We start from the raw sequence: 18,967 nt of genomic DNA, 5'->3' as shown, positions 1-18,967 counted from the left end.
AATTAAAATAATTTCACTTTTTCCTCACTCTGTACATCAACGGTCTTACCTGATGCAAGGGTTAGATTTTCTTTGTTACTACTTATGGTTATTTCATCGGCTACGTGTTGTTGTTTTTTTGCATCCGTTAAATGTTCATCTTCCGTTATTAAACTTGTGTTCTTTGACATTACTTGATAATTTTCGGCAACACTTTTAGTGAAATTCTTTCCAGCTGACATATCAATATTTTCTTGTGCCTTAATATTAATGTTTTTAGCATTCAGAGTCATATTTTCTAATGCAGAAATCTCAATATTGTTATTGGCAGTATCAATATGAATCACATTTCCCTTCTTATCGGTAAGGGTTATGCTTTCGGCTCCATCGGCATCATTAAACTCTAATGTATGCCCACTGCGGGTTCGCATGGCCTTGATATCGTTTTTCTGTGTTTTCCAACTTTGGGGTCTATGGTTACCGTGATACAGTGATCCCATTACATAAGGTCGCTCCGCATTGCCGCCTTCAAAACCTATGAGTACTTCTTCTTCAAGTTCCGGGATAAAGTGGAAGCCTTTGTCGCCACCGGAATGGGGGGTAACGATACGCAACCACGGTGTCATTTCGCCCATCATTTTTTGCCAAGGGAACTGTACTTTTATACGGCCTATCCCTTCCGGGTCGGCATTTTCGGTCACTACAGCGGTTTGGGTTTCACTTCGTGGAAAGGCATTAATGTTGGTCTGCGGATACACATCTGCTTCGGTACTCACACCTTGAAAACGGTTTTGATAACGACCATTCTCATTGGCGGTATGAGTTATAGACGTTACTCGGTAGCTGCCATAATTTTCCTCTTCTCCCATAACTTTAATGACCTTGCCAAGGCCCACGCCTGGGTTATCACTAGCTCCTTTTAGGATTACCTGCTGCTGATCTACCATTTTTTTGTGTTGCTCTACCTGCCGGTCCATACGGCTTTTGCTTTGTGGGTCGTTATAGCTATTGACAAACACATTGGTCTCCTTGGTATAAAGCTTGTCCGCCTTGCCACTAACGAAACCGTTGTAGCCTCCGGGTGCTCCTACTTCGTTGGTGCTTTTTTTATGTTCTCCATTTGTTAGGTAATCATTGGTAAAATAATTGAATTTGTTGGGCTGGGGGTTCAGTTTCATGGAAAACTCCTGAAGATCCAATCCATATTGTAACTTTATGGGATCTTTATCCTCGGGCTTGCCAAAAACCAATTTTTTACCATCGTAGTAAAACCACTCGCTGTACTGTGCTGCTAGTCTACTGGCATACTGCCATGAACTTTCTCTATTCTGTACAGAGTAGTGGAGGGGTTGGCTAAATTCTGGAGTAAATGCCATCTCAAGTTTTGACTTGTCGTAGCTAGAGAAGGTAGTATCCAGAATATCTTGTAGGGATATATCGTTATGTGAAGCGTAATGTGGGCCGTCATCTGTTATAATGGTTCCCGCTTTTGCCGAAATTACAATAAAATCACCGCTGCTTTGCTGAAATCCCTTTGTGCTGTCTATGGCCGTGACAACACCTTTGAACTCCAAACTACTATAATTGGCAATCTCGCCGAGCGATCGTATTTGTAAAGTAATAGACTCACCAAGATAATTTTTGGTTTGTCCGGCTAATTCACCAGTAAGACCGTCTAGCACATCCATACGGCAAAATACTTGCAGGGTGTGATGATCATCAATTTCTTGGTGCAGGGTAAGGCGTTTAAATGTAGGTACCGGAGCGCCCCCAATGTATATCTGTATGTCGCTGTGTAAGGCCATATTTACTTATTTTAATGTTCTTTCTTTCAATTTAGTGACTTTTCTGTAAATGATATGTATATCTATTTAAATGTAAGTTTTACGATCAATTGTTGTAATTGATCTGCTTTATCTTCTAGGGTGTTCGTTTTTATGTTGAAATTTCCGGGATTAAAATATTGTTTTAAACTATTTCCATCACGTTCAAAAAAAATAATATTGACCTTTAATGAGTCTTGGACTTCTCTTATTTTTTTAACTTTTATAATGGTATTGAAATCTGATTCTTTTTTATTTATATAAAATTTGTGCCCCGTTTGATCTCCTTTTTGCTGTGAAATTTCACCATTGTTAAATTGAAAGGACTTGTTTTCTAATTTGTTTGTTAAAGCAACTTCTTCTTCGGGAGAAAAATTAAGTAAGCTTACCCCAAAAGTTTTTTCACTTTTATTGTCGCTATCTTTTTTAGAATTGCATCCTAAAAAAAGTATAAAACAGGTTAAAATAGATATTACTTGATATTTCATAAATTTAAAACCTTTACAGTTCCTATGCTGTTAAAATCGTTTCTTGAAATAATTAAATGCTTATAAATAGCATCCCATTTATCAATATCGGTAACGGTTAAACAACCTGCAGAAATATTTCCGCAGTGTAAAAACCGATCTCCCGAATTGCCTACCCGAAACCAAGTTCGATAATAGTTGGCTCGAGCTTCATATCTAAAACTCGATTTATGCGGCTTGTAGGGGAGTTCAATATCATAAGTGCCATCGGGGATCGGATTTTTAGGATCAGTCATTGCTTTAAAGCTTCCCAGTCCGGTTACTTCCAAAATTTTAGATTTTTTATAGAACCTTAATTGTGCAGCATCGGTATGTATACATCCTTCTTTTAAATGTACTTCTTCTTCAAAATAAGAGCGATCTATGTCCCATTGGTCCCAACGCCATCCTTTTTTCTTCACAGAAGCTTTTTTTCCAAAAAACCTTCCTTCTAATACTTCAAATGTTTCTCGGCCATTAGAAGATTTCACATGAACTTGGGTGTATTCTGGTAATGACCATATTAAACCGTCATCAAATTTTATGGTAAGCCAACCGCCATCATCAATTTGTTCAATATAGCCAAAGTATGAATCCATGTATGTTTTAATTTTTAAACCTTACTTGGCCAGTTATTGGTAAACGTAGTACCCTTCACTTTAATTTCTTTTGCTGAAATGATAAGGAATATTTTTAAGGGCTCGTTATCTGTTGAATTGAAGGACTCATTATACTCAATGCAATGAGCTTCGGTAAATTCTACTTTTTTTAAACCAGCCATGGTGTCGCGCCGGTAAAAAGTAATGGAACCCTTTTTGGTTAGGTTAGGGGAGATCATCCATTCTAAAAAATCAGTTTTTGCAGTGCCTTCAATGAGTAGACGTATTTGTCCGCCACGAGGTTTTTCGCTTGGGCGACCCGTGTAATCGGTACCTTGAGTAAAGGTAAAAGAGCAGTCCAACAAGTTGAGCTCCTCATCATCTAAAATGAGTGTTGAGAGAAATGACATAGAATTTTATGTATTATAGGGTTGCCCATAAAAATGGGATAAAAAAAGGGAGTGCAATGAACACTCCCTTGTATGGGTTTATTGCATTTTAATTCAATGCTATAAGCAAGAATTACATTGGCCAATCGTTCACATGCTGTCCTGTACCCATGGTAATAGAACGTGCAGAGATAATAATTGACTCGCTCATTGGGTTGTCCCCTGTATGGTCGAAGTTTTCAACGTATTTTACCATATAGCCTTCAGAGAATTTAAGCTCTTTGGCTGTGGCTTCGTTGTCTCTTTTTAAAAATTTTACTGAACCGTCGCGGCGTTCGAAGTTATTGAACATCCATTCTGCCAAGCTAGTGTCTGCAGTGGCTTCAACAGTTAATTTGATGCGACCCCCTCGGGTTACGGAAGAAGGTCTCCCTGTTGCATCAGTTTCTTGGAACAGGTCATAACTGCTGTTTAATACATTGTACTCTTTGCCGTTTAGGCTTAATTTTGCTTTGAATGACATAATAATTTACTTTAAGTTAAAAAATGGCATTAGTGCCTTATAAATATATAAATACATTGTAAAGCTATAAAAATCAATTGTAATAGGCTGTTAACTAAAGTTTAAATATAATGTGTGTTACGCTTATATTTCTGTGAGTGTAGGAAAACACTGTTGTTTCATAAGTATGTTAAAGTTGTTTTCACCTGAACATACTTCGGCTTTTCCAGCTTTTGTCGAAATTGTGAATACCAGAATGGTTAAGAGAATGAGATAGAAACGTATGTTGAGAGTAAATTAATTGGACCCTATGAAAAATATACCTCTGCAGGTGTAAAGATATTAGGAAGGTTCCTCCAAAAGCGATAATAAAACGGATATTTGGAAAAAGTATGACAAACAAAAAGGAAATCAAATTTTAGAAAAGAGCTGCAATTTCGTGAGCAAAACTTTCTTTGTTGTCCAGGTTAGTTTGAAAAATCACACAGTGTTTGGCATCGATATCGCCTAAATCTCCATAACCGCCCGCACCTTTGGGGCCACCACTTTTGCTATGCTTTAGCGGTGCTAAATAGACAATAATCCCTCTTTTGTTGGCGGCCTTTTTATGTTGTTTTTTAAACTCCTCATAGAATTTATCCAAGAGTTGATTGCCTTTAAATACTTTCGTGTCGGCAATGATTAAATCGTCAGCAATCCACTGTGCTTCATCTATTTCAACATCATAAACAGTGCCAATGTTAGCTTTTAAGAGTGCTTGGTTTAAGCTTTAAAACTTTAACTAGTCGGTCTATTATGTTCTTGGATCTGAATCACTTGAAAGTCTTCGTCTTTAGCCGCTTTAACAATTGGCTCTAGCGGTTTGCATTTCAATTTTTTCTTATATGATGAACTGTCAAATCCTTCACGAATTTTTTACTTAATCTTCTTCCCGCTTAATTGTTTTTCTGAGTTTTCAGGCTTGTCCGAGTAAATCATTTCGTTTTCTTCTACACTCCAACCACGTTCTTTAAACAATATTTCGTATTTATCTGGAAACTTAAACTTGTTTACCTGTTTAGGGAATTCTCCTTTTCTTGAAGAATTAACTGTCTTCTGAATGGCACCAACTGATAGTGTTTGACTATTATAAGATTAAACACTATCTAATTTGCTTATTGAAATTATGCTGTCTTCATTAATTTTTAAATATGTCAAATCTGAAGTAAATATTTCTTCACCTGTTTTATATATGAAACCACAGAGGTTAAATTTTGTTTGATTCTCTTCAATATAATACAATGATAACGGCATACTGAATACGATGTAGCTTGTTGTATCAGTTTTAGGATATATTGTAGCGTTTTTAGTGTAAATATATTTAAAATTATTGCTTCGATATATTGTTAAAAGCTCATCTTTTATTTCCAAAGTAGCGTATTTTCCATTATTAGAATATTCGTAGTAAATGCTTTTGCTAGAAGAAAATAAGAGTACTATAATTAATAATAAAATTAGTTTTTTCATAATCTTTTAATTTTCTTTTTGTAAATAATTCCCCTCAATTCCTGTCTTACACATTTCATCTCATTGCCATTTGTAAAAAACCTTACGCTCCATATTTTTATTTTCATTCCCATTAGTATCTTGGTTATAATCCATATAATTCTCTTCGGTTTTTGACTGGTCTCTGTATTTGGGAAAATCATCTCTTTTTATCGCTGTTCTTTTTTGAATTTTCTTTTCGTCAATTGATTTTTTTATTCCTTCAATTTCAATTTTTAATTTAGAAATCGCAGAGGCATTTATATTTGTGCCAAGTGATTTGCTTTCCTAAATGATTTATTTTAGTAATGTGAAGGATTATCAAAGAACGATTTAGCGCTACACTCCAAAAGCTTTTTTGGTATTATCAATTGGTGGGCAGGCCGCTCCCCTTTTTACGGAGGTTGGTTGCTTTACCGGTAAAGGCATCAATATACATAATATGCTCATAATCATAGATTGTCCATTCCATTGGTTTTTTTTCGTCCCAATAGTTAAGGGGGTATTGAATGTCCATATGTACTTCTTGAGGTTTTATACCTTTTTTTGTTGCAATGCGCAAAGCCTCTTTCCAGCACACAGGGTAAATGGTATCGTAGTTTACACGGTACGTCTCTATGGGCGTGGTGGATGTAGCATCGCTGTACTTGAATTTTATTTCTTCGCCGATTTCTGTACCACTATGGTCATTATATTTCTCGATGAGCCTACCAATACTATCATAGGTATAAACTGTATGAAAGTTATTTTTTTTTGTTTTTATATCCTTGTAATATTTTTTTTGTTTCTCATAAGAAATATCCTCTCTTAAAAGCGTTTTCGTAGTATCTGAATCTACAACTACATTTTTATAGCCCTCTGTTTCAGCTAATTTTTTGTAATTATTTATATCAAATAAATATTTGTCTTTAGGGATAACTGTATCTGTACAAAAACCTAAATTGTTATTTTCAAGATAACTTTGTGCTCCACAACTTAGGAGAATGAATACTAAAAGAGTATTTAAAAGTTTTTTCATAATTATTTATTTTGGTGCCAATCCCACAATTTTTCCCATTGCCATTTCCAGAGGCTTTCTCTTCTGTCCGAAGTGCCTTCAACATTATAGTCCATTATATTCTCGGTCTTTAAGGCTTTAAAACTATGCTCCCTAATACTGCCAAAACTGTGTTTTAGGCTCATACAGTGTAACACCTCGTGTACCAATACCATTTCATCAAAACTGACAAAAATTTTAATAGCGAAAAAATGTATGGGTTCGAAATAGATTAATATTGGGAGAATGGAGTCGGTTTTCCGACCAATACAACTTTGCCAGTGTAAGCATCTACGTGCACTACTTTTTTTCTGTCAAATATTTTCCAGACCATTGGTTTTTCTGGTTCCCACCCTTTAAGAGGCATTACAATGTTTACTTCTGCCTTACTTGGATCGACTCCTTTTTTAGTTGCAAGTTGCAAAGCCTCTTTCCAACACACAGGGTAAATGGTGTCGTAGTTTACTCGATAGGTTTCTATGGGCGTGGCGGATTTGATATCGCTGTACTTGAATTTTATTTCTTCGCCTATGTTTGTTCCTGTATGAGTGTCGTATTTTCTAGCTAACCTTCCCAAGCTATCATAGACAAAAAAAGTTTCGCTATTATTTTTCAAGGTTTTTAAAACAGAATAGTATTCGGTATTTTTATTATAAGCTGATAAAGCTATTGTTGTAATTTTAATTGAATCGTTCTCTTTTACAACTCTATCGGTATTTATTTTTTTTATATTTTCTTTTAAATCAGGGATGTCGAGAAAAAAAAATTCTTTTGGAATTTTCGAAATACTACAATTTTCTAAATTATCATGTTCTATATATTTTTGTACTGAACAACTTGCCAGTGCTGCTATAAAAAGTATACTTAAAATCTTTATCATAATTATTTGTTTTTATGCCATTCCCACAATTTTTCCCATTGCCATTTATAAAGTGAATACATTTTCCCCTTGTATACATTATCTCTCGAGCCGTAGTAGCCACCTTCAGGTGCTGGAGATCCTTTTTGCCAATTATAATCCATGTAATTATCACTATAACCTTGATACAAATCAAATGAACTTAGATTGGCTGAAAAGATATGTAGTAGGCTAAATGAATGACTACATTCATGTACAACTGTCCTTTTACTGGACAGTCCAGAATTAAATATTACATAATGATTGCCCAAAGTTTGGTTGGAATATTTAAACAGTAATACCCATTTATAGTTGTGACAGAATAGTTTTAAAAGATTTAAGAGGACATAGCTGGAATTAAAATCTATTTCTTCGTTATCGCCTGCTCGTAGTAACCTATCAATAATTGAAAATAGGGTTTATATTCTTGAGGAATCTCTTGCCCAGGCTGGATTAACCAAGTACTTTTTTCTCCATTTATCTTTAAAATAAACTTATAATCAACTTCATCTAAACAAGTACCACAACCAATTTGATTATCTTTTTCTAAAATACCTTTTGGAAAATCCTTTAACCGATGATACATATTTTTATTTATTTGTTCTTTTGAACCAAACCAAAAAATTGTGTCATTCTTAATCTGATAGATCTTTTTTTCTCCATCAAGACTCACCATAAAACAAGTGATTTCGAGCTTATTTTTGCCATTGTCTATTATTGTTTTGTTTTCTCCATTATTTTGGCCCAAGCAAGATGAGAAAAGCAAAACAATTGCGCAAAATTTTAATAGTTTCATATTTAGTAAGTTAAGATTAAGCTGCGGTCTTTCCGCATTATTTCCCATTGCCATTTATAGAAGTTGTTTATTTTATCATTGGCCTCAAAAGGATTTCTATTTGAAGTACCAGCCTGATTTACATAATCCATTATGTTATCGGTCTTTAAGGCTTTAAAACTATGTTCCCTAACATTGCAAAAACTATGCGAAAGGCTCATACAGTGTAAAACTTCGTGAACCAAAACCATCTCTTCGAACCCTTCATAAATAACCACAGACCCTCTGTTTAAAGCTTTAGGGATTTAGGAATGAAGAAATCTATCGAGGCTAAGTAAATCAATATTGGGAAAATGGTGTGGGTTTTCCGACCAATACCACTTTACCGGTATAGGCATCTACGAGCACTACTTTTTTTCTGTCGAATATTTTCCAGACCATTGGTTTTTCTGGTTCCCATCCCTTTAATGGCATTTCGATGTTTACCTCTGCTTCACGTGGATCGACGCCCTTTTTAGTTGCAATCTGCAATGCCTCTTTCCAACACACAGGGTAAATGGTGTCGTAGTTTACTCGGTAGGTTTCTATGGGAGTGGTGGATTTGTCATCGCTGTACTTGAATTTTATTTCTTCGCCAACTTTAGTGTTTGTATGGTTGTTATATTTTCTTATTAACCTACCTATACGGTCATATGTAAATACGGAGTTTAGTTTATTTGTTTTTGAGGTTAGATATAGTGTGTATTTCTTTTCAATTTCATCTGGGAAAGTTTCCATTAACAACACCTTGGAATTATCTGTGTTTATTTCTACCTGATAAGATTCTGGCTCTTCCAGCTTTTGTTGAAAACCTTGAATATCAAAATTATATTTGTTTTTTGAGATACCATTTTCCGTACAGTTATTTAAATTATCCTTAACTATATAATTTTGCGCTCCACAACTTAGAACGAGTACACTCAAGAAAATTCCTAAAATCTTTTTCATAATTATTTATTTTGGTGCCATTCCCACAATTTTTCCCATTGCCATTTCCAGAGGCTTTCTCTTCTGTCCGAAGTGCCTTCAATATTATAGTCCATTATATTCTCGGTCTTTAAGGCTTTAAAACTATGCTCCCTAACACTGCCAAAACTGTGTTTTAGGCTCATACAGTGTAACACTTCATGTACCAATACCATTTCATCAAAGCCATCGTAAATAACCACAAACTTTCCGTTAGTGTCTTGGTTATAATCCATATAGTTTTCATCGGTTTTAGATTGGTCTTTGTATTTGGGGAAATCATTTCTTTTTTCGGCAGTCTTTTTTTGTGTTTTCTTAATTCTAATGTTGTTATTTATTTTATTGATATCAATATTTAATTTATTTAAAGTTGATTGTGTGTCTTGATTATTAGACAATAGATTGTTTTCAGATTTTTTTGCTTCATCAACATTATTTAAAAAACTAGTTTTATTGTAGCAAAGTTATCGCAATACCAAGCTTTGTTTTTTGTGACTTTTTCAATTTGCTCATATAAGAAAGTTAAAATACGTGTTTACTGTCCTTGTTCGATCGATTTCTTTTGATCGTTTTTAAAGCTTAATGTTTTTTCTAACTTTTCAATTTCTTCATCTAAATCTTCTTTGTATATCTTATCAGATTCTCTAATTACATAGTTCCCTAAATTTTTTTCATCAAACGTATGCTTTAACCCCAAAGAATGCCCAATCTCGTGTAACATGGTAGGGTTTGCAGCTTTGTCGGTATTGTTGCTGTGGGCATCGACTAATAGATATAAAAATGTCTTTTGTCTTGTGAAGTTTTGTATTCGGTTTTAATGCTGAGACTTTTTGCATAGAGTTTTATTAGCGTCATTGGGATTAAAAACCAATCTAGTCAATAACGAACACCCAGTTCAAGCTCCAAGCTATCGATGGTTCTTGCAAGCTGGATCATATAAGCTTTTGTATCTTTTTTTAAGTTTGAAAAGTCTGAACTAACGAAAACCTCCTTTTCATCTGCCCCATTAGCGTTTTTAAATTTAAGGACATAGAACGCTTCATCATTTAACTGCAATAAGCTTTTCTGTTCACTAACCTTTATTTGCTTGGGTATGTTTAATATAATATCGCCATTTTTTAGCGTATCAGAATATGACCCTATCTTGTCACAGTCTAATTTAGGATTGTTTTTTGAATTACAAGAAAATAGAATTAGTTCATTATTACTGTTCAGCTTAAAGAGAACCTCGGAGTAGAATTCAGGATAAGCTTCGGTGAAACCAAATATAAGATATTTGGTTTGTTCAACTGAAGTTTTCTCGGATGCCACTATACTTATTTCGCTCTTTTGTAGCGTTTTTTTGCAAGCAGTAAATAGTATCAGCATGGCTGAAAATAATACACGTATTTTCATGATTAATATGATTGAGTTAAACTTCGATCAGTTCTTAATATATCTCATTGCCATTTGTAAAAATATTAAAAGCTAAAAGTATTTAATAACACGGATCATTTTTATTAAAAAGACAATGTGGAAACCGAATATCAACTGAATCTTGTAGCTTGTAAATTTTGGTGCTATCTACTTTTCCTTGCTTATTATAATAAGTCCATTTACCATATTTAAAGTTGTTTTTTACTTGGCCTTTTTCCTTGATAACTGCTATTTCATCTACTTCATATTTTTTATCTTTATAATAATCAACTAAATAATATTCAATCCAATCTCCATTGCCCTTCTTAAAGATATTCAATAAATTGTTCATCGAAAGTGTTCCTCCAGAATCATCAAAAAGATACGGAGGTATACTCTCAATATTATACTCATAATCACATGAAGGCAGTCCGTTTTCTATGATAATGCTTTTATTCAGATCTTTATTAATTGTATAGTTTACCTTCACTCTGTCCAAGAGTGTATTCCTATAGAATATTTTTCCTTGTTTTATCAAATAATTTTTTTATATCCGATAGTCTTTCTTTTTTAAATTCTAGACCGTTATCATCAATTTTATAATCATCTATGAACCAGTATAAAACTGAATCATATTTTTGTGAATTGACTACAATTTTTATATTCTCTGGTTGTAAAATTGGGGGTTCTATTTGTGATTTAGACTTACACCCAATCAATAACGCTAAAAATATAAGACAAACAACTCTTAGTGATAGTATCTTTTTGCTTTGAAGTGAATGTGTTGACACCTATTCTTCTTTAGCTATTCCCTCATCATAGTGAATGGTCTCCACAAGATCGCCCTTTTCATCAAAACGGCACCATTCGCCTTGCTTTTTGCCGTTTTCATATAGACCTTCCTCTTTTAATGTTCCCGTATTGTAATAATAATCCTTGTATTTGCCGTTTCCTTGTGAACCAAAAGTTATATTGTATAGTACATCGCCATTGGTGTTATATACCCGGTAACGGCCTATCACCAGGCCGTTATTGTAGTTTTGGGTCTTGACCAGTTTGTTTTCGTAGGTGGTTTTCCAAAGGCCGTCTTTGTAGCCCTCTTTGAAGGTGCCTATGCTTCGGATAGCTGTGGGATAATAACTATTTGCAATATCAGTATCCCTATTAAGTTTGGTTTTTATAAATATGTGTTCTCCAACTAAAAAGTGATTGTCAGATTTTCTATGAAATCGAGATTTTCCTTGTTCAACAACAATATCTACGGTATGTGATTCTGTTGGAATCGTAATTGCCTCAATCTTTTTTTTCTGAGAGTTCACTAAGTTGCTGATTAATACTACAAACAAAAATACTATAATACGTTTCATAATCATTTCGAATAAAATTTTAAAATATCATTTTGTAATGCTCTCCATTGAAACTTCCAAAATGATTTTTCGATGTTGTAATAATCCATAAAATTTTCTGTTTCTGATTGTATGAATTTTGGTAAGTTTCTATAATATATATTTAGACGCTCTCTATAATTTTTATAAGTATCTTTATATTGAATCCATAGTTCAGCTATTTCTTCTTTTGAATAATTGCCTTTTAGCATATAGTTCATTTGTTCATCAACTTTTAGAATAAAGTCATTCATTCCAAAAACTTGCTCATCAGTCAAGTCGTCCTTCTCCTTAAAAGAGTGTTCTAATCCAGCTACGTGAGCAATTTCGTGAGCAAAACTTTCTTTGTTGTCCAGGTTAGTTTGAAAAATCACACAGTGTTTGGCATCGATATCGCCTAAATCTCCATAACCGCCCGCACCTTTGGGGCCACCACTTTTGCTATGCTTTAGCGGTGCTAAATAGACAATAATCCCTCTTTTGTTGGCGGCCTTTTTATGTTGTTTTTTAAACTCCTCATAGAATTTATCCAAGAGTTGATTGCCTTTAAATACTTTCGTGTCGGCAATGATTAAATCGTCAGCAATCCACTGTGCTTCATCTATTTCAACATCATAAACAGTGCCAATGTTAGCTTTTAAGAGTGCTTGGTTTAAGCTTTGGGAGTTTAAATAGGTTTCGAGGTTTTTAAGGTCGTCCGTTATGGGCTTAGATGGATCGCCAAAACCCTTGTCCATCTAGTTTTCTATGGCCGACTGGTCTGAAACAACCGTACCTTTCCGGACGATTCGTACAGGGGTGATATCAAACTCCAGTTCTTTGTAATTGGCATTTTTAAATACCATTAACTTGCCCACTTCTTCTTTTTGGTCGTTCAGTTTAGCAAATACTTTAATTTCTTCGTGTTGGGTTAGATTTCCTTTGCATTTAATCTTGAGAATATAGGAGGCGGTGTATATTTTTTTTTGGACTTTGCTATCCCATTTAACTTCAGTGGGAGTGTTGGAAATAATATTTTTCAGGTATAACTTAGGGGTTTTTAGTTCAATTTTAATATTTGGGTTACTTGCTTCGAATATGAGTTCTGTAGGATCTACGACCAAAGGTTCAAGCTCTTCTATTTCTAAATTTAGACTAACGCCATAGGTTTGAATTAGGTTTCCATGAGTGTTCTGCGCTTCTGGCGTATCTGGGTACATGGTAAGCCAAGCAGGATAATAGTCCTTACCATAAGGTGAAATAGGGTTCTTGACGTCTGTGGTTTTGTATTCTTTTTTTAAGTCTGGGACGTCATCACAGAGTGCTAACTTAGCATTATGAGGGTTTCCATCATGATCTTTTACTACGGTAACTATAGGATGTATATATTCATCACGTAACCAGTCGAAGCCATACTCACCCATATAACCAGTGGATCGCCTAAAATGTACCATGAACTTCTTGAGCTGGGGAGCAATAAGTAGTTCTTCTCCAGAACTAAAACTCCGTCCAGCAGCTTCAATGGTATCAATTACTAACGTACGTGCCATAATTTATTTTTCTTTTTCGGTTTCTATCCAGTTCTCGTCTATGGTTACCAGTTTCATTGCTGCGGTGCCATCTGCCTGCACGGTACCGGTATATTTTAACTTTTTTTCACCTTCTTTAAAATCCTGTTTGTCTTTGTCTTTTACATTCACAGTCACCGTTTCTCCGGGATCCATATTTTCGGTCAGCACAAATAACTGGGTTTTATCTCCATAGTCCGAACTGTCAATCCGTTCTTTACCAGCTTCATCCATCCAATAGCTCTCTACTACTTTTGGGGCTTTATCGTTACCCATCATAGCACCGGGGATCATCATGGCAATGTTTTTAAAGGTTTCTTTTACGCTACCAGCACTGTTTATTTGGGCGTGTTGTATCACGGTAACTTTTCCGCCTGTGGCACACATACATTCACTGTCGTCAAACAAAAACTTTTTGCTACTGCCTAAGGTAGATTTCTTGGCTGTTTTGGTCCATGGTTGTAAGGCAGGAACACAGGGTAAATAACTACTGCCCGAAGGCTTTAGTTTGCACTGTCCAAAAGTTTCTGGAACCTGGGTTTCTTTATCGGTCGCCTGGAACTTGCCTTGTATTTTCACCTTTTTATTTTGCGTGACCAAAAGCTTTGCCGGTTTCATACCTTGATCGCATTGTAGCATCGCTCCATCTAATACATATTTTTTACCCATCGTCTTCCTGTTTAAAGGTTATCGTTGTTTCTTTTGTATAAAGGTTTCCTATACTCATGGCGTTAGTTAAGTTCCCATTAATAATCAAGCCCAATTCGGGACGTAGCTCATAGCTTCCGTGGTATTCAAAATCTAAATTGTGCTGTGAGCCAGGCTCGGTAGGCAAGCTGCCCAAAAAAGCGTTCATTTTTGCTAAGGGAAACGTATCTGCTTCGGTGTCCAATTCCCCGGTAATCTCAATCGTCACTTCACTAAAGGTAATATCCTGTTTGGTGATTTTCTTTTCTTCTTTTATAGGTACATCTATATTCCCTAGCACATTTGCCAGTGTTTTTGAATCTTTTATTGCAGAATCACCTTCAAATTCCCGATAAAAGATATTGGCAAATAGAAAGTTATAAAAATTATCGTTTAAAAACACGTTTTGTATCTCACTTTCCTGAAGTTGCCAATCAAAATCGGCCGCCATTTCTTTTAGATCGGGGTAGGTGTCTAACAATTCTGTTTTAACTGCCTCCCACTTATCGCGAATTTGTTGTGTGTTCTTTACTTCACACAGTTTGTAATTCTTGCTTACCACTATCATTAGCTCATCATTAATACTCGCTACTTGCAAGGCAATGGTTTGGGCTTTGTTCAACTTCTTTATAGGAAAGTTTCTTTTATCTAAAAAAAAGCGGCGTTGGTTAGTAAGTGTGTATTGCAAGTTACCTTCGTTATCTTGACCAAAAAACTCTAGACTAAACTCCCAAGCCATTTTTGTGACTATGATTTTCTTGCCCTTTGTTTCTATATTACTAAGTAATACCGTGTAGTCACGGGAAACAAGCTGGCCGTTAAGCTTTAGTTTGGGGGTTGTATATGAATAGCTTTCTGACAAATTAATCGGTTTTAGAATATACTTTTATTTGAGTTTTCGTTAGTTCTATTTCATTTCCATTATTGCTTAAAGTAGTTTTAATAGTATCATTAAACGTACCTATATGGGCTTTTAAGACAACTTCTTTGTTATTTTCTGTAAGGAGAGTTTTAAAAGCTTTGGTGGTTTCTTGTTCATCGAATAACAACTTGGCGGCAAAAAGATTTCCATTTTTGTCCTGCCACTGTATCCTAGTAGAACTTGGTAAAGCCCAACTCTCTAATATAGGTTTGATGTCATTGTCAAAATACTGTACGTCCTGTTCACCATTGACCATGGTTATTTTTGCTTGTCCGGGGACAAATTCTTCTTTATGCGACAAGACTATTTTCCAATTGTATTTTTTACCGTAATTCTTCCAACGGTCAAAAGGTATATTTCCAGTTTTTATTTCTTTTAAAACGGTATCTGAAACTTCATCTTTCAGTGTGGAATTTATAAATTCCTTTTCGCTGAGATTTGTTGTGGGTATCATTTCTTTAAAGTCAACTTCAGTTTTAGTGCCATAATAAGTTCCTATTTCAATTTGATAGGCGGTACCAATCATCCATAAAGTAATCATGCCACCAGGAGCTATCCCAACAGATATATAATCAAAATGCTGAATATTTTTAGTTTTGGGATCTTTTAATTCCAGTTGAAATAAGCTATCTATTTTCTTGTAGGGAAGTTCTACTTCAGCTTTGTAATATTTATTTTCAGTATAAGCCAGCCAGATTAGATTCATCTTTTTGGGTACTGCTTTATAATCATCTCCAGAAATATGTATAGAACCGATTTCACCCCATCCATAGTAGACAGTTCTTTTATCTGGAATCCGTATATAAGAGTTATCTTCTGCAGTAAAATAAGCTTTATAGAGATAAACGGGGTAGTTTTTAGGCGCAGTTTCAGTTGGTAGCCATTCAAATTTATTCATTTGAGCAGTGTTTTTTTGTTGACATGAACCTTGAAGAAAGGAACAAGAACATATTAAAAGTATTATTTTCAGTTTATTTTTCATCCAGGAATTATTTTTCTGTAACGTTCTCTGCTCCAAAATTTTCTACGTGGTCCCATGGTGAGACTTCCAAATCGTGCTGAAAAATGTAAAAAATCATGGCGTATAGGCTTCAGTAGAAGCTTGTCCTCATCATTTTCAAAATCCAAAGGTTCTCCATTGTTAAGTACATATTCATCAATCCTATTCTTTAAGGGAGTAAGGGCAGGGGGAATCGCATAAGCACTTTTTAATTGTTCTGCTTTAAGAGGAAGATGTTTTTGTGCAGTAAAACTTGCCATGACCGAAAGAGGGATATGCGTATAAGTATTTGGTAAAGTACGCGTACCTTCAATAACTGATGGGGTCATTCCGTTCCGATCCCATCGTACAACTTCAAGTTGCTCTGGGCTGTACCAACCTTGATCAATAGCAAAGTCACGCTCATAATACGCAAATCTTCGTTTTTCTACCTCTCCATTATTATAACTACCTCCTAAATCACCATGTACGCCGGGCAGTGAAAATTCTTTGCCTCTGCCGGATTGTAATGCGCTACGTATATTAGTAAGCGAAAAATTCTTTCGGTGTTCGTCTGCTGCTGTTAGGTGTAATGTAAATTGTGCTTTACGAATGGCATCTAACCCCAAAGCTTCGGTATCGTTGTCATAACTAAAGACAACCCCGGCACCATGTGAGGAAACGGTATCGTAAATCCCTACAAAACGAACGATTAACATTCGTAAAGGGATGCCACTATTTTTTAATTCTTTTCCTAGATGGCCATGACGTGGTTTTTCGGGAATGGTGGTTTTTCTAGCACTTCCCGTTCTATTGTGAGTGTACATTACTTTTTCAGCTTGAAAAGGTTTGCTTACTTCATGTACCAAATTTCTTGCAGCGGCGGCACCGCGGCTAAAACCAAAAACGTCTATGGTTAATGTGTTTATGTTTTCGACTCCCTTTTTTTTGGTTATGTTAACGATTTGCTCACACGCTTTCTCTACTTTAGCACGAATCCCAGTACTTCCAGTCCCAAAACCTCCACCAAGTGTAGAATCCTCTTCAAAATCTTCGGTCCCGATGCCTTCTATGTATAACTTGAACGTTATAAGTTTGTCAGTGTTGAGGTTTTCATAATAGGGCTCCATACGAGCTATATTACTGTAATAATTTTCAAAACTAGCCACATCATCATTAATGTAGCGTGCGGCCAATTCAAAGTTTTTTGAGGGATCATCATCAGCTTTCTCATATTCCAAACGGGCTTCAGTGTTGTTACGGTTGTTCCAAGTACCATCTATAAAAACACCAACCATCACGTTTTTTGATTCCGTTTCTTCAAAGCTTTCATGGGTGGATTCTTCCACAAAGGTGGGTGCGGTTTGCAAATCGATTTCATCGAGAAAACTTTTGGAGTTTTCTGCGCCTGTAGGGGAAGATGTTAATGCGGTATTGAACATAACTATTTTATTTGATCTGAAGTTTTATATACGTTAACTTTTGCTTTATTAAGTTCAACGGTTTCATTTTCCGATTCTAGGGAAAGAGTCACTGAACTGTTGTATGCACCGACCTTGATAATAAGATTAACTGTTTTATTATTGGGATTTTTGAAAATAGCTTCAAAAGCTTGAAAAATCTCCTGTTCATCAAAAATTATATCTGCACCAAATTTATTTTTGTCCTTGTCGTACCATTTATACCCTATTTGTTTTGGTATGGGTAATTGAGCATAATCACTTATTTCGGGATTGTTAGTTTTAAAATAAAAATGTGCTCCATTGTAAAATTTTGTCCGTATTTCTGCTGGAGTACTTTTATTTTTAAATTTCCAAGAAAATCGTTTACGGTAAGTATTCCATATCTCTTTATTTACTCCTTCTTTCTTTAATTGATTTTTTATATTTTCAGGGAGATAGTCTATAGTTGCTGCTATGTATTTTTTTCTATTCTGAATACCGCTAGGATTAAACTCTTCCATACTAATTTCTGCTGTATGGGCTAAGTAATGACCTACTTCCACCGATTTGTCTGCACCAAGTAACCAAACGGAAACATTGCCTCCTGGAGCCATACCAACAACTACATTTGAATATGTTTCCTGTCTACCAAGATGATTTACATATCCATTATCAAATAAGGTTTTAATTTTATTTATGGGAAGTTCAAAATCACCTTTGTAAAATGTACTTTCTGTAAATGACAGCCAGCTCAACATTAATTTTTTTGGAAGTGACTTAAGGTTTTCTCCTACAACATAGGTAGAGCCTGTTTCTCCCCATCCGTTATGTACTGTACGGCCACCACTCGGTATTTCAACCATACTTCCATCTTGGCAGGTGATTATCCCTTGGTGAATCTCGATAGGATATTGATTAGGGGCACTTTCAGTTGGTCGCCACTCAAACTTTTTCCCGTTTGTTATTTCAGATATATGTATTTCTTGTTTTTTGTTGTCTTGGCAAATACCCAAAGTTGTCCCCAAGAATATAGCGAAAACAAATACAATTGCTTTTTGTATGGATAGGATACGATTATTCACCATAGTTTACGGTTTCTGCACTAGCAATGGTGATTTTACCGCCAGCGTTGGTTTTTATCTCGCCACTGGCGTCCGTTTTAATTTCCTGTGCTTCTTGCTTATAGGTGCTGCTTAAAATCTTGATTTCCTCACTAATTTGCTTATCTTCATTGTTAGCTGTAATAAAGCTATTTTCAGTAATACTTTCAGTTTTATTTTTCCCTACGGAAACATCCATATTTTCTTCGACGTTAATCTGCATATTTTTGGCATTGAGCGTCATGTTTTCTAAAGCAGAAATCATAATATCGTTATTGGCCGTATCAATACGAATTACATTGCCGTTTTTATCAGTAATGGTAATACTCTCACTGCCGTTAGCATCATTCATTTCAAAAGTATGCCCACTCCGTGTACGGATAGCTTTAATATCATTTTTTTCTGTTTTCCAGCTCTTGGGCCTATGGTTTCCGTGGTACAATGCTCCCATTACGTAGGGTCGTTCCGCATTGC

General features: G+C 35.3%; 26 protein-coding genes and 1 pseudogene. All 27 read right to left on the bottom strand.

The features are described 5' to 3' along the window. Positions 1 to 2: 2 nt before the first annotated feature. A complete protein-coding gene (locus AACZ92_RS08055) occupies positions 3 to 1,784 on the bottom strand; it encodes a phage baseplate assembly protein V (RefSeq protein ID WP_339699505.1) in 1,782 nt (593 codons plus the stop codon). A 62-nt stretch (positions 1,785 to 1,846) separates the two neighbouring features. Continuing rightward, positions 1,847 to 2,290 carry a hypothetical protein gene (locus AACZ92_RS08050; RefSeq protein ID WP_339699502.1) on the bottom strand — a complete coding sequence of 148 codons (444 nt, stop codon included), beginning with the start codon at positions 2,288 to 2,290 and terminating at the stop codon, positions 1,847 to 1,849. Continuing rightward, positions 2,287 to 2,907, bottom strand: coding sequence for a hypothetical protein (locus AACZ92_RS08045; protein WP_339699499.1), 621 nt, complete (start codon positions 2,905 to 2,907; stop codon positions 2,287 to 2,289). The genes AACZ92_RS08050 and AACZ92_RS08045 overlap by 4 nt, the downstream gene beginning before the upstream one ends. Positions 2,908 to 2,921: 14 nt before the next feature. After that, positions 2,922 to 3,317, bottom strand: coding sequence for a type VI secretion system tube protein TssD (tssD, locus tag AACZ92_RS08040; RefSeq protein ID WP_339699496.1), 396 nt, complete (start codon positions 3,315 to 3,317; stop codon positions 2,922 to 2,924). Between the two features lie 112 nt (positions 3,318 to 3,429). Next, a complete protein-coding gene (tssD, locus tag AACZ92_RS08035) occupies positions 3,430 to 3,819 on the bottom strand; it encodes a type VI secretion system tube protein TssD (protein WP_339699493.1) in 390 nt (129 codons plus the stop codon). A 397-nt stretch (positions 3,820 to 4,216) separates the two neighbouring features. Next, a complete protein-coding gene (locus AACZ92_RS08030) occupies positions 4,217 to 4,441 on the bottom strand; it encodes a hypothetical protein (protein WP_339699490.1) in 225 nt (74 codons plus the stop codon). 491 nt (positions 4,442 to 4,932) lie between these two features. Next, positions 4,933 to 5,304: a hypothetical protein gene (locus tag AACZ92_RS08025; RefSeq protein WP_339699487.1), complete on the bottom strand. Its 372-nt coding sequence runs from the start codon at positions 5,302 to 5,304 to the stop codon at positions 4,933 to 4,935. Positions 5,305 to 5,689: 385 nt separating this feature from the next. Beyond that, positions 5,690 to 6,340, bottom strand: a complete 651-nt coding sequence (locus tag AACZ92_RS08020) for a hypothetical protein (protein WP_339699484.1) — start codon at positions 6,338 to 6,340, stop codon at positions 5,690 to 5,692. Positions 6,341 to 6,342: 2 nt separating this feature from the next. After that, on the bottom strand, positions 6,343 to 6,504 hold the full coding sequence (locus AACZ92_RS08015; protein ID WP_339699481.1) for a hypothetical protein: 162 nt from the start codon (positions 6,502 to 6,504) through the stop codon (positions 6,343 to 6,345). A gap of 86 nt (positions 6,505 to 6,590) precedes the next feature. Continuing rightward, positions 6,591 to 7,238, bottom strand: coding sequence for a hypothetical protein (locus AACZ92_RS08010; protein ID WP_339699478.1), 648 nt, complete (start codon positions 7,236 to 7,238; stop codon positions 6,591 to 6,593). Between the two features lie 2 nt (positions 7,239 to 7,240). Then, positions 7,241 to 7,528 (bottom strand): hypothetical protein, encoded by a 288-nt coding sequence (locus tag AACZ92_RS08005; RefSeq protein ID WP_339699475.1) that lies wholly within the window; start codon positions 7,526 to 7,528, stop codon positions 7,241 to 7,243. A 92-nt stretch (positions 7,529 to 7,620) separates the two neighbouring features. After that, a complete protein-coding gene (locus tag AACZ92_RS08000; protein WP_339699472.1) occupies positions 7,621 to 8,052 on the bottom strand; it encodes a hypothetical protein in 432 nt (143 codons plus the stop codon). Between the two features lie 2 nt (positions 8,053 to 8,054). Next, entirely contained in the window at positions 8,055 to 8,309 is a 255-nt protein-coding gene (locus tag AACZ92_RS07995; protein WP_339699469.1) for a hypothetical protein, read from the bottom strand. A 61-nt stretch (positions 8,310 to 8,370) separates the two neighbouring features. Next, entirely contained in the window at positions 8,371 to 9,018 is a 648-nt protein-coding gene (locus tag AACZ92_RS07990; RefSeq protein ID WP_339699466.1) for a hypothetical protein, read from the bottom strand. A gap of 2 nt (positions 9,019 to 9,020) precedes the next feature. Further along, positions 9,021 to 9,434 (bottom strand): hypothetical protein, encoded by a 414-nt coding sequence (locus AACZ92_RS07985; protein WP_339699463.1) that lies wholly within the window; start codon positions 9,432 to 9,434, stop codon positions 9,021 to 9,023. Positions 9,435 to 9,571: 137 nt separating this feature from the next. Continuing rightward, positions 9,572 to 9,757: a hypothetical protein gene (locus AACZ92_RS07980; protein WP_339699460.1), complete on the bottom strand. Its 186-nt coding sequence runs from the start codon at positions 9,755 to 9,757 to the stop codon at positions 9,572 to 9,574. A gap of 155 nt (positions 9,758 to 9,912) precedes the next feature. Beyond that, entirely contained in the window at positions 9,913 to 10,431 is a 519-nt protein-coding gene (locus AACZ92_RS07975) for a hypothetical protein (RefSeq protein WP_339699457.1), read from the bottom strand. An 82-nt stretch (positions 10,432 to 10,513) separates the two neighbouring features. Further along, positions 10,514 to 10,969: a hypothetical protein gene (locus AACZ92_RS07970; protein WP_339699454.1), complete on the bottom strand. Its 456-nt coding sequence runs from the start codon at positions 10,967 to 10,969 to the stop codon at positions 10,514 to 10,516. Positions 10,970 to 11,222: 253 nt separating this feature from the next. Continuing rightward, complete coding sequence (locus AACZ92_RS07965; protein ID WP_339699452.1) at positions 11,223 to 11,798, bottom strand: hypothetical protein; 576 nt, start codon at positions 11,796 to 11,798, stop codon at positions 11,223 to 11,225. Positions 11,799 to 11,800: 2 nt separating this feature from the next. Next, entirely contained in the window at positions 11,801 to 12,553 is a 753-nt protein-coding gene (locus AACZ92_RS07960) for a hypothetical protein (protein WP_339699449.1), read from the bottom strand. Beyond that, on the bottom strand, positions 12,554 to 13,345 hold the full coding sequence (locus AACZ92_RS07955) for a hypothetical protein (RefSeq protein ID WP_339699445.1): 792 nt from the start codon (positions 13,343 to 13,345) through the stop codon (positions 12,554 to 12,556). It abuts the gene before it with no gap. A gap of 3 nt (positions 13,346 to 13,348) precedes the next feature. Next, positions 13,349 to 14,032, bottom strand: coding sequence for a DUF4280 domain-containing protein (locus tag AACZ92_RS07950; protein WP_339699443.1), 684 nt, complete (start codon positions 14,030 to 14,032; stop codon positions 13,349 to 13,351). Then, positions 14,025 to 14,912, bottom strand: coding sequence for a hypothetical protein (locus AACZ92_RS07945; RefSeq protein ID WP_339699440.1), 888 nt, complete (start codon positions 14,910 to 14,912; stop codon positions 14,025 to 14,027). Before AACZ92_RS07945 ends, AACZ92_RS07950 begins: the two co-directional genes overlap by 8 nt. A 1-nt stretch (position 14,913) precedes the next feature. Further along, positions 14,914 to 15,954 carry a DUF2931 family protein gene (locus AACZ92_RS07940; protein ID WP_339699437.1) on the bottom strand — a complete coding sequence of 347 codons (1,041 nt, stop codon included), beginning with the start codon at positions 15,952 to 15,954 and terminating at the stop codon, positions 14,914 to 14,916. Continuing rightward, entirely contained in the window at positions 15,951 to 17,393 is a 1,443-nt protein-coding gene (locus AACZ92_RS07935) for a DUF2235 domain-containing protein (protein WP_339699435.1), read from the bottom strand. The genes AACZ92_RS07940 and AACZ92_RS07935 overlap by 4 nt, the downstream gene beginning before the upstream one ends. A 2-nt stretch (positions 17,394 to 17,395) precedes the next feature. After that, positions 17,396 to 18,478 carry a DUF2931 family protein gene (locus AACZ92_RS07930; protein ID WP_339699433.1) on the bottom strand — a complete coding sequence of 361 codons (1,083 nt, stop codon included), beginning with the start codon at positions 18,476 to 18,478 and terminating at the stop codon, positions 17,396 to 17,398. Next, positions 18,468 to 18,967, bottom strand: a pseudogene (locus AACZ92_RS07925) (type IV secretion protein Rhs); the annotation flags it as partial. The gene AACZ92_RS07930 and the pseudogene AACZ92_RS07925, both read right to left, overlap by 11 nt.

Origin of the sequence: uncultured Marixanthomonas sp. (assembly GCF_963974425.1) — a bacterium.
In the GTDB taxonomy this organism is placed as follows: domain Bacteria; phylum Bacteroidota; class Bacteroidia; order Flavobacteriales; family Flavobacteriaceae; genus Marixanthomonas.
The sequence above is the reverse complement of the archived record's forward strand: the minus strand, read 5'-3'. Positions and strand labels throughout refer to the sequence as shown.